General features: G+C 70.4%; 13 protein-coding genes. All 13 read right to left on the bottom strand.

Annotated elements, in window-relative coordinates; translation table 11 throughout:
* Positions 1–345: 345 nt before the first annotated feature.
* The gene (locus AB0F91_RS40675; protein ID WP_360606753.1) at positions 346–1,611 is read right to left on the bottom strand and encodes a hypothetical protein; all 1,266 of its coding nucleotides are present in this window, start codon (positions 1,609–1,611) and stop codon (positions 346–348) included.
* Entirely contained in the window at positions 1,608–1,931 is a 324-nt protein-coding gene (locus AB0F91_RS40670) for a PadR family transcriptional regulator (RefSeq protein ID WP_360606751.1), read from the bottom strand. The genes AB0F91_RS40675 and AB0F91_RS40670 overlap by 4 nt, the downstream gene beginning before the upstream one ends.
* A gap of 102 nt (positions 1,932–2,033) precedes the next feature.
* Positions 2,034–3,230, bottom strand: a complete 1,197-nt coding sequence (locus AB0F91_RS40665) for an MAB_1171c family putative transporter (protein ID WP_360606749.1) — start codon at positions 3,228–3,230, stop codon at positions 2,034–2,036.
* Positions 3,227–3,769, bottom strand: a complete 543-nt coding sequence (locus AB0F91_RS40660) for a hypothetical protein (RefSeq protein ID WP_360606747.1) — start codon at positions 3,767–3,769, stop codon at positions 3,227–3,229. Before AB0F91_RS40660 ends, AB0F91_RS40665 begins: the two co-directional genes overlap by 4 nt.
* A 3-nt stretch (positions 3,770–3,772) precedes the next feature.
* Entirely contained in the window at positions 3,773–4,204 is a 432-nt protein-coding gene (locus tag AB0F91_RS40655) for a helix-turn-helix domain-containing protein (RefSeq protein ID WP_360606745.1), read from the bottom strand.
* Positions 4,205–4,255: 51 nt separating this feature from the next.
* Entirely contained in the window at positions 4,256–5,119 is an 864-nt protein-coding gene (gene mutM, locus AB0F91_RS40650) for a bifunctional DNA-formamidopyrimidine glycosylase/DNA-(apurinic or apyrimidinic site) lyase (protein ID WP_360606743.1), read from the bottom strand.
* 48 nt (positions 5,120–5,167) lie between these two features.
* The gene (rnc, locus tag AB0F91_RS40645; RefSeq protein WP_360606741.1) at positions 5,168–5,923 is read right to left on the bottom strand and encodes a ribonuclease III; all 756 of its coding nucleotides are present in this window, start codon (positions 5,921–5,923) and stop codon (positions 5,168–5,170) included.
* 14 nt (positions 5,924–5,937) lie between these two features.
* Positions 5,938–6,120, bottom strand: coding sequence for a 50S ribosomal protein L32 (rpmF, locus tag AB0F91_RS40640; protein WP_220237671.1), 183 nt, complete (start codon positions 6,118–6,120; stop codon positions 5,938–5,940).
* 75 nt (positions 6,121–6,195) lie between these two features.
* The gene (locus AB0F91_RS40635) at positions 6,196–6,813 is read right to left on the bottom strand and encodes a DUF177 domain-containing protein (protein ID WP_360606739.1); all 618 of its coding nucleotides are present in this window, start codon (positions 6,811–6,813) and stop codon (positions 6,196–6,198) included.
* A 68-nt stretch (positions 6,814–6,881) separates the two neighbouring features.
* The gene (locus tag AB0F91_RS40630; protein ID WP_360606737.1) at positions 6,882–7,610 is read right to left on the bottom strand and encodes a DivIVA domain-containing protein; all 729 of its coding nucleotides are present in this window, start codon (positions 7,608–7,610) and stop codon (positions 6,882–6,884) included.
* A gap of 170 nt (positions 7,611–7,780) precedes the next feature.
* Complete coding sequence (locus tag AB0F91_RS40625; protein WP_360606735.1) at positions 7,781–8,494, bottom strand: ribonuclease domain-containing protein; 714 nt, start codon at positions 8,492–8,494, stop codon at positions 7,781–7,783.
* 279 nt (positions 8,495–8,773) lie between these two features.
* Positions 8,774–9,256 carry a pantetheine-phosphate adenylyltransferase gene (gene coaD / locus AB0F91_RS40620; protein WP_360606733.1) on the bottom strand — a complete coding sequence of 161 codons (483 nt, stop codon included), beginning with the start codon at positions 9,254–9,256 and terminating at the stop codon, positions 8,774–8,776.
* Between the two features lie 52 nt (positions 9,257–9,308).
* The gene (rsmD, locus tag AB0F91_RS40615) at positions 9,309–9,875 is read right to left on the bottom strand and encodes a 16S rRNA (guanine(966)-N(2))-methyltransferase RsmD (protein WP_360606731.1); all 567 of its coding nucleotides are present in this window, start codon (positions 9,873–9,875) and stop codon (positions 9,309–9,311) included.
* Between the last annotated feature and the right edge of the window lie 100 nt (positions 9,876–9,975).

The following is a 9,975-nucleotide window of genomic DNA, read 5'->3' as shown; positions in this document are numbered from 1 at the left end:
GTCCTGGGCCTGGTGTTCCTCGGTCCTGGGCCTGGTGTTCCTCGGTCCTGGGCCTGGTGTTCCTCGGTCCTGGGCCTGGTGTTCCTCGGTCCTGGGCCTGGTGTTCCTCGGTCCTGGTGGGCACTGCCCAGGTCGCGGACCGCGCGCCTCGCCCGCGCGCCGCCTCTTGCTCCCACTGGTTCAGCCCCTCGAGCCTCAGGCGTCCCGGGCACCGTTTGTCGGGATCAGCCGATCTTCGCACCCATCGGCGCTGCGCACACCGGTTCGCGGCGGGGCGACCGGGCCCGGGCGTAACCGAACCGGGGGAGCAGCCCCGACCTCTGCTCCGCCGGCCCCTCGCACGCTCTACCTCGTCGGCGGAGCAGGACTGGTCGGCGAAGTCGTCTTCGCCGGGGCCGAGGACGTCGGCTTCGCGGGCGTGCTGGAAGGAGCACTCGACGAAGTCGCCGGCTTCGGGATCGCCGCGGCGAACGGCACGCCGGTCTCCTCGTGGCAATACCCGAGGTAACCGTTGTAGCCGTCGCGGTTGCCGTTGGCGTCCTGGACGCCCTGCACGAGCTGCGGGCGGGGGAAGCTGTTGTCCTCGCCGACCTTCGATCGGGTGCCGGTGTCCTGCTCGCAGCCGTAGCGGGTGACGGTCAGCGGCCGGCCCTGGTCGTCGTAGAGGTAGACGTTCGTGAGCGGCTTGCCGGAGGCGTCGAAGGCGTAGACGTTGTCGACGTCCTCGTTGCCGTATCGCAGCTGCTGGTTGCCGTAGGTGTCTGTGGACGGCGACGAGTACGACGTCGTGTCCGGGTAGTACGTGCGGTGCGTGATCAGATCGATCGCCGCACCGAAACCACCGAACGCGCCGCCGATCACGAACGCCGACACCGGCACCGCGATCCACAGCAGCCGCCGGTCGCCGCCGGCCTTCGGGCCGGCCCAGACCACGGCCGCGGCGGCCGCGATGAGGAACGGCAGCAGCAGCACCGCGTACGAGTGCCGCACCATGAGTAGCAGGCCGAACCCGATCAGCGCCACCGCGCACACGACCCACCACGCCGGCTTCAGCGAACGCAGGTACGCCACCGCCTTGTCGCCCTCACGGTTCGAGCGCCACGACCGCACCGACTCCCGCGCCCGCACGACCTCGGGCAGCTCCAGCACAGCCGAAACCCCGCGGTTGAACAGGAAAATCAGGCTCAGCGCGAACACCGGCGCCAGCAGCAGCAGGCCCAGCAACCTGTCCGGGTCGAGGCTCACCGCCGCCGCGAAGGCGAACAACGCGAGCCCGGCGGCACAGAACACCAAGCCCCACAAGGCAAAGCGCGCCGCGAACAAGCTCGGGGCCTTCGCCGGAGCCAGCACGGCCGTGGCCCCTTCGGCGCCCGCGGGCGGCGGCGGATAACCCCCGGACGCACGCAGCTCGGCCGCGTAGCTCTCCGGCGAGCCGAGCCGTTCGATGAGCTGCTCGACGCGCGCGTCGGCCCCCAGCTCGGTTTCCATCTCGGCCAGGTGCGGCCGGACGTCCTCCAGGATTTCCTCGATCTCCCCCGCGGGCAGATCGGCGAGCGCGGTGCGGACCCGCGCCAGGTACACGCGCACCGCGGTGGGCTTCTCCGTACTCATGCTGCCACTCCCAGTAAACCGTTCATCGTCGACGCGAAACTCGCCCACGTCTTCCCCGACTCCTGCAGCCGCGCTCTCCCCGGCTCGTTCAGGCTGTAGTACTTGCGGTGCGGGCCTTCTTCGCTCGGCACGACGTACGACGTCAGCAACCCGGCTTTGTACAGCCGGCGCAACGTGCCGTAGACGGAAGCGTCCCCCACTTCCTCCAGGCCGGCCACGCGAAGTCTTCGAAGCACGTCGTAGCCGTACCCGTCGTCTTCGCGAAGTACGGCCAGCACCGCCAGGTCCAGCACTCCCTTGAGCAGCTGACTGATCGCCACGACACCCTCCAGTCTTACGCTTGGAACAGTACCACGCATTGCGCAGTAGTGTGCACGGCGGACGGCCATTCGGCGCAAACCATCCGTGCGCAAAGGTGAAGATCAGGCCGAAACGCCCAGCTCACGCCGGGTTTCGCGCCGTACGTCGGCGACCAGAGCCGAGCGTCGCCACGCGCGTGTCACCTCGCCGAGCCACGCAACCTCGGCACTCACGTCGGCGGCCATCGCCCGGCTCACGGGGGCGTCGGCGTCGTCGGACTGGAACCGGTGGTCGGCTTCGCGCGCGACGAGGGCCGCGGCGAGCGTGGCAGCGTCGACGGTCGCGGCAACCCGGCGCGTTGGTACACCGGCGCGGCGGGCGCGGTCCACTACGCGCGCGGGCAGGCCCGGGTCGAAGTACGGCCGCAGCGTGAGGTGCCCGTCGCGGATCTCGATCACGCGCCGGTACAGCGCGAATTCTGCACCACGCCCCAGGCCACGAGCCGGATCCAGGGCGATGCCGGGCACTGCGTCGCACAGCACCGTCCACAGTGGCTCGATCCGGCGGTAGCCGCGATAGGCGCGCACCCAGCGGAACGGTGTCGCGAGCGACGGCCCCCACACCGACAACGTCGACCCCGCCACCGCGAGCACCACACACGCAGCCCCCAGCACCGTGGCCGGCAGATCCTCCGTGGCCGCCACTCGGCCAGCCGAGATGAGGGCGGCCACGTCGTCGAGATCCCACAACGTCCACGCCACCGCGGCCACCACACCCGCGAAGATCAGCCACAGCCCCATGCGCAACCAACCCGCGCGGGCGCGCGTGGCGAAGCGCGCGAAGAACACCGCGACGAGCGTCAGGCTCAGCACTCCGTACACGATGAACACGAGCTCGTACGCGATCAGGAATGGTCGCCGCTGGATGGCGACGACCGTGTCGTCGCCCGAGCGGTCCGGGCCGGCGAGGCTGAACAGCACGATCTCTACGGCGCTCACGAACCACGACAGCACCGCGTGCCGGCCCAGACGCGCGTCGGCTCCGAAGCGCATCGAGCGGGTGAACGCGACCGTGAACCCGATCGCACCGAACTTCGCGAGGTCGCCGGCGAGCGGCGCATATTGGGCGTACCAGCGTTGGTGGCCGGCCAGCGCGTCCATCGCCGGCATCCCGTCGGTGATGCCGAGCGCGATGCAGATGCCGAAGCCGGCGAGGAACCACAGCGTGCGCGCCGGCTGGTCGCGCCCGGCCTCGACCAGCTTCACGCCGAAGCCGGCGAACCCGAGCACACAGGCGAGGTACGCCAGCGTCTCGGTCACGGGTTGCGGCGGCGCGGGCGGCCGCCGAACATGTCGTCCATGCGGGCCATGCCGCTGTCGGGATCCGGCCGCGGCGCCGGCGCCTTCGCCACACGCTGGGCGAGCAATGACGCGACGAGCTCGGCTTCCTGCTCCTCCACCGCGGAGTACGTGGTCCGCCCCAGCACGCGGCGGACCAGCTCCGGCGAAAGGTTCGGCATCAACGCGCGGCTCACTGCGGTGTCGATCGCCGCGCCTTCAGCGCCCGCGTCGGACCCGACGTGCCCGCACAGCAGGTGCCCCACCTCGTGCAGCAGGATGTGGCGCCGGTGCAGGGCCGTCGTGTTGGTGGGATAGAGGATGTAGTCGGCGCGCGCGGTGCTCATCAGCAGACCGCACGGCCCGCCGGACGGCGCGTTCACCGGCATCAGCTCGATGGGCCGGCCGCGGCCGGCGGCGATGCAGGCCACGAACTCGGCGGCGTCGAAGGGCTCGGGCAGCGCCGGCGCCTCGGCCAGGCGACGGCACCGTCGCCAGAGCCCGCGCTGGGAGTCCGCCACCGCTCAGTCCCCCTTCTTCACGCCGCTTCGCGCGGCCTCCCTCCGGGCGATGGCGTCGATCATGTCGCTGATCGTGTCGAGCCCATCCGGCGAGAGCGTGATGGCCCGCAGCGCCACGTCGCGGACACCGGCGTCGCGCAGGGCGCCGAGCAACGCCAGCTCTTCCGCGATCTTCACGCTCTGCCCGTCGTCGAAGAAGTATGCCGGAGGAACGCCGAAAAACTGCGCGAGCGCCTCGAGATGCCGCTTCGTGGGATTGTCGCGACGCCCGGTGCGCAGCTGCCAGAGGTAGGTGGTGGAGAAACTCTCCCCCGTCGCCTCACGGCACGCGCGGGCGACTTCCTCGTGGCTGTACTGCTCGCGGTCGGGCCGTCGCACGACGTGGAACAGCTGGTCGATCTTGTCGGCCAGCGACGATCTGTCCGGCTCCGTCATGCTGCTCCTCTTCCGCCGCGTTCATCCTAGTTGATCGCCTCGACAGAAGCATCAACGCGAGCTGCGCGGCCGCGGCTGGCACTTCGGGCAGGAGTAGGACGATCGGTTCATGAACGGTTCCCGCCGGATCGCCGTTCCGCACCGGCGGCACGGTAGCCCTTCTTGGCCGTACGCGTCGAGAGACCGCGAAAAGTACCCGGATTGCCCGTTTACGTTGACGTACAAAGCATCGAAGGACGTGCCGCCGACGGCCAGCGCGGCGTTCATCACCTCGCCGGCGGCGGCCAGTAACGCGCTCCCCTGGGCGTTGGTGAGCTTGTCCGTGGGCCGGGTGCCATGCAGCTTGGTGCGCCACAAGGCTTCGTCGGCGTAGATATTGCCGACCCCGGAGACGAGGGTCTGGTCCAGCAGCGCGCGCTTGACCTCGGTGCGCCGCGAGCGCAACGCCTTCACGGCGGCGGCCGGGTCGAACCGCGCGTCCATCGGGTCGCGTGCGATGTGGGCGATGGTGGCGGGCAGCAGGTCACCCTCGACGTCGGCGAGATCGTCGAGTGCCAGGCCGCCGAACGTGCGCTGGTCCACGAACCGCAGCTCCGGACCGTCGTCGTCGAAGCGGACGCGGACGCGGAGGTGCTTCTCGTCGGGTGTGCCCTCGGACTGCACCAGCATCTGGCCGCTCATGCCGAGGTGCGCGAGCACGGCCTCACCGTGCGACAACTCGAGCCACAGGTACTTGCCCCGCCGGCGTACGGCTTCGATCACGACTCCGGCCAGTCGGCCGGTGAAGTCTTCGGCACCGAGGGCGTGCCTGCGGATCGCGCGCGGGTGCAGGACCTCGACCTTGCTGACGGTGCGACCGGCCACGTGGGCCTCGAGACCGGCGCGCACGACCTCGACCTCGGGAAGTTCGGGCATAGCGTCCATTCTGCCCGTCCGGTACGACAGTTCCGGACCGGCGGGGCGTCAGCCTTCGGACTTGGCCGAACCGTCGGAGCCGTCGCCCAGCTCTGCGGAGAGAGCGCGCCACGCCGTTTCGGCGGCCTTCTGCTCGGCTTCCTTCTTCGTGGTACCGGCGCCGGTGCCCAGGGCACGGCCCGCGACGAGCACCGTGGCGGTGAACTCCTTGCGGTGGTCCGGACCGGTGTCCTCCACGCGGTACTCGGGCACGCCGAGGCCGGAGGAAGCCGTGAGTTCCTGCAGGCTGGTCTTCCAGTCGAGACCGGCCCCGCGCAGGGGCGCCTCGGCCAGCAGGCCGTCGAAGAGGTGGTGCACGAGCTTGCGCGCGACCTCGATGCCGTGGGCCAGGTACGTGGCACCGATCACGGCTTCGAGACCGTCGGCGAGGATGCTCGCTTTGTCCCGGCCGCCGGTGAGCTCTTCGCCCTTGCCCAGCAACAGGTGCGCCCCGAGCCCGCCTTCGCCCAGCCCGCGGGCGACGCCCGCCAGCGCGTGCATGTTGACGACACTGGCGCGCAGCTTCGCGAGCTGGCCTTCCGGCAGGTCCGGGTGCGTGGTGTACAGGTGGTCGGTGACGACCAGACCGAGCACCGCGTCGCCGAGGAACTCCAGCCTCTCGTTGGGCGGGAGCCCACCGTTCTCGTACGCATACGAGCGGTGGGTCAGCGAAAGCCGAAGGAGCTCGGGGTCGAATTCGACCCCGAGCGCCTCGAGCAGTGTCGTGGGATCGGCCGCGGGTCCCCCGGCGGACTTACCCCCCATGGTCGGCTGCCCGATCAGGCGGGCTCGACGACCTGGCGGCCGTTGTGCTGGCCGCACGTCGGGCACGCGATGTGCTGCAGCTTCGGCTGGCGGCAGGCGCGGTTGGAGCAGGGCACCAGCTGAACCGGAGCCGCCTTCCACTGGCTGCGGCGCGCGCGCGTGTTGGATCGCGACATCTTCCGCTTCGGGACGGCCACGAGTAGATCTCCTTCAGACTGTCTGCCCGCGTTCACGAGCCGAACTGACTTCTCCCGGATCGAGCTGGACGCTCGTCAGGCTTGCTCTCCGGAGCCGTGCGCAGGCTTTTCGCCCGCGTTCTCGTCGAATCGCTCGACCAGCGCGGCCCACCGAGGGTCTATCTTCTCATGCCCGTGTCCGGGCTCGAGATCGGCCCACTTGACGCCGCATTCGGTGCACAGTCCGGCGCAGTCCTCCTCGCACAGCGGCACGAGGGGAAGGGCCAGGACCACGGCGTCGCGGACGATCGGTTCGAGGTCGATCCGATCGTCGACCAGGCGCGGGATCTCGTCCTCGTCGGTGGTCTCCTCCGTCGCCGAACCGGGGTAGGCGAACAGCTCGGTGAGGTCGACCTCGATCTCCTCGGTGAGGGGGTCGAGGCAGCGCGAGCACGTGCCGGTGGCGGTGGCGCGCGCCGTGCCGCTGACCAGCACACCCTCGACCACGGATTCGAGGAGCAGGTCGAGCTCGAGGACGGAGCCGGCCTCGAGCGAGATGACGTCGGGCACACCGAGGGCGGCCTCGAGCGGCACGCTCCGGTGCACCTCGCGGCTCAGACCGGCGTGGCGGCCGAGCTCACGGGTGTCGACCACCCACGGGCTCTTGTCGTCGAGCTGTGCGGGGCGGGTGTTCTGGGCAGGGTTCTCTGACATCGCATACCAGGGTACGCAGGGTGCGCCAGTGGTTTCACGCTGGTGCCGAGCGTCACTCCGGCGGAGGATCAGACCTGGTAGTCGTACAGCGTCGGGCGGCCGCCGTTGCCGCCCAGGTTCACCGGCGAACGCAGGTGGTTGCGGCCCGAGTCGACGGTGCGCAGCGTGGTCGCGAGCAGCTCCGAGAACTCGGCGAGCTTGCCGTCCACGTACGCGTCGCAGTCGGCGCGTTGGCGGTCGGCCTCTGCGTGGGCCTCGTCGACGATGCGGGCCGACTCGGCGTGGGCGGCCTGGACCACCTCGGTCTGCGAGACGAGCCGCGTCTGCTCGGCGCGGGCGTCCTCGATGGCGCGCTCGTAGGCGTCGCGGCCCGCCTGGATCATGCGCTCGGACTCGGCGCGGGAACGGTCGGTGAGGTTCTGATACTCGGCCTGCCCGGCGGCGACCATGCGCTCGGCCTCGTTGTGGGCGTCGCCCATCATCTGCTCGGCACGGGCGCGCGCGTCGGCGAGGATCCGCTCGGCCTCCGACGCGGCGTCGGACACCGTGCGCTCGGCCTCCTCGTTGGCGCCGGCCACCGTCTCGCCGGCTTCCTTGCGGGCGGCGTGCAGCAGGTCGTCGCGCTTGTCGAGCACGTCCTGGGCGTCGTCGACCTCGCCGGGCAGCGCGTCGCGGACGTCGTCGAGCAGCTCGAGGACGTCACCGCGCGGCACGACGCAGCTGGACGTCATGGGCACCCCGCGGGCCTCCTCGACGATCGTGACGAGCTCGTCGAGTGCCTCGAAAACCCGGTACACGGCCACTCCCTCAAGCAGTAATCCCCGTTCGCTACCGATCAGTCTGCCCGCTCGCCGGCCTGAACCGGTGAACGCGCGCCGGACTGGGCGTGTCCTGTTGCGAACGATTCATGACGCAGCGTGCCGCCCCACCCGGCGCGGGCGGGGCGGCACGGGGCGCGTCAGGGAGTTCAGGAGTTGAGGTCGATGCGCTTGAAGGTGGAGTAGCGGTCCGTCGTGTAGGCCAGCTCGCCGCCCTTGCCCTTGATCACGCGGTCGTTCGTGCCCACCGGGAACAGCTGGTAGTAGCCCGCGGCGCAGGCCGGCAGCACGCCCTCACGGTTCTCGTAGGTCTGGCCGGTCGCGCCGCTGCGCACCTGGTTCACGACCGACTTCGCGGCCGAGGACAGGGTGGAGTAGCCGATGTTCGCCAGCCCCGAGAGGTCGCCGCAGGAGCCGGTGTCGCCGCCGCCACCGCCGTTGACGTCGATGACCTTGAAGGTCTCGTAGTGGTCTCCGGTGTAGAAGTACTCGCCGCCCTGGCCGGTGATGATCCGGCGCGTGCCGCGGTTGCTCGCGCCGGGCGTGGGCACGGTGTACTCGTGGTAGTAGCCGGACGAGCAGGACGGCAGGATGCCCTCACGGTTGTCGAAGACGACGCCGTCGTTCTTCGGATACGGGAAGGGCCCGCCCTTCTGGATCAGGTTGTAGGTCGTCGTCGCCTCCGCGGGGAGCGAGGACAGCGACGTGTGCGAGAAGCCCGACAGGTTGCCGCAGGAGTTCTGCAGCACGGACGCCGGCGCCGCGGGGGCAGCGGGCGCCGCGACCGCGGCGGTGCCCAGCCCGAGGAACCCGACCAGCAGCGCGAACAGGACGGTCGCTAAGCGCGAACGGTGGTTGGCCATTTTCGGACCGTAACCCGATCGGGTGGTCGCGAGGCTGCCGTCAAGTGAACAGCTTCGCGCGTCCCCGGAAGTCCCGACGATGGTCGCAACCCGTTCGGGCGAATGCGCTGGGTGAACGTGCGAACAACTCGGTCCTTGTTCGTCGGCGGACCGGAAACGGGCCGGGCTCGACGTACCTCATTCGGGCACGCGCAGCCGTTGTTCGAGGACAAGCCGGCGCCTGGCCGCGAGCGTCTCGGACCTTGATCAAGTCCGAACATCCGGTGCTCGGGAACGCCCTCAGCTCTGGTGCGGGTACACCTTGCGGAGCCGTTCGAACACCACGGGCGGCACGAGCCGCTCGACGTCGCCACCCAGCGCCGCGACCTCCTTCACCAGCGAGCTGGAGACGAAGCCGTAGGCCGGGTTGTTGGCCATCAGCAGCGTCTCGAGGCCGGTGAGCTCGCGGTTCATCTGGGCCATCTGCAGCTCGTAGTCGAAGTCGCTCACCGAGCGCAGGCCTTTGGCGACGGCCGCGATGTCGTTCTCGCGGCAGTAGTCCACGAGCAGGCCCTGCCACGAGTCCACGCGCACGTTGGGGAGGTTCGCGGTGATCTCGCGCAGCATCTCCAGCCGTTCCTCGACGCCGAAGAGACCCTTCTTGCTCTTGTTCACCCCCACCGCGACCACTACCTCGTCGAAGAGGAGCGAGGCTCGCTCGATGATGTCGAGGTGTCCGTTGGTGGCCGGATCATAGGAACCGGGACAGACCGCACGCCGCATGCGCGGACGCTACCAAGCCGCGACGCTGCGCGCGCACTTCGTGACTGCTGCGTCACACCTGCGGTCGACGCGTGTACTCGGCCCAGTGCAGGGCGGTGTCGCCGTACTTCTTGTCGCGCGTGGGCGTGTAGGCGCCGGGCCAGTCGGGCGCGCCGTCGCGAGCCGCACGTTCGATCACAACCAGGGCGCCGTCGGCGAGCCAGCCGCCCTCGTCGAGCGCGGCCAGCACGGAGCCGAGCGCGGCGGCGTCGACGGCGTAGGGCGGATCAGCCAGCACCACGTCGAACTGGGCCGGCGCGGGCGCGGCGACCACGGCTTCCACGGGGGCGGCGCGGACCGTGCCGCCCAGGCCCAGCGCGCCGACGTTGCCGCGGAGCACCTCGGCCGCGCGGCGGTCGGCCTCCACGAACCACGCGTCGGCGGCGCCGCGGGAGAGGGCTTCGAGGCCGAGGGCGCCGGAGCCGGCGTAGAGGTCGAGCACGCGGGTACCGTCGAGCTCACCGGCCACTTCCAGCGCGTTGAACAGGGCTTCGCGCACGCGTTCGGACGTCGGGCGGGTCCCCTTGGGTGGCACCTTGAGCCGCCGGCCGCCCGCCTTTCCCGCCACGATCCTCGTCACCCCGCCATCTTCGCCGAACGTCGCGGTGTGGCGTTGGGCAGGACTTGCTGAACCTCGCGCGCGCGGGCGCGTACAGTCGTTCTTCGCCCTCGTGAGGCAT

The organism is Amycolatopsis sp. NPDC023774, assembly GCF_040639695.1.
Lineage (GTDB): Bacteria > Actinomycetota > Actinomycetes > Mycobacteriales > Pseudonocardiaceae > Amycolatopsis.
This window is presented reverse-complemented; position numbering and strand designations above follow the sequence as displayed.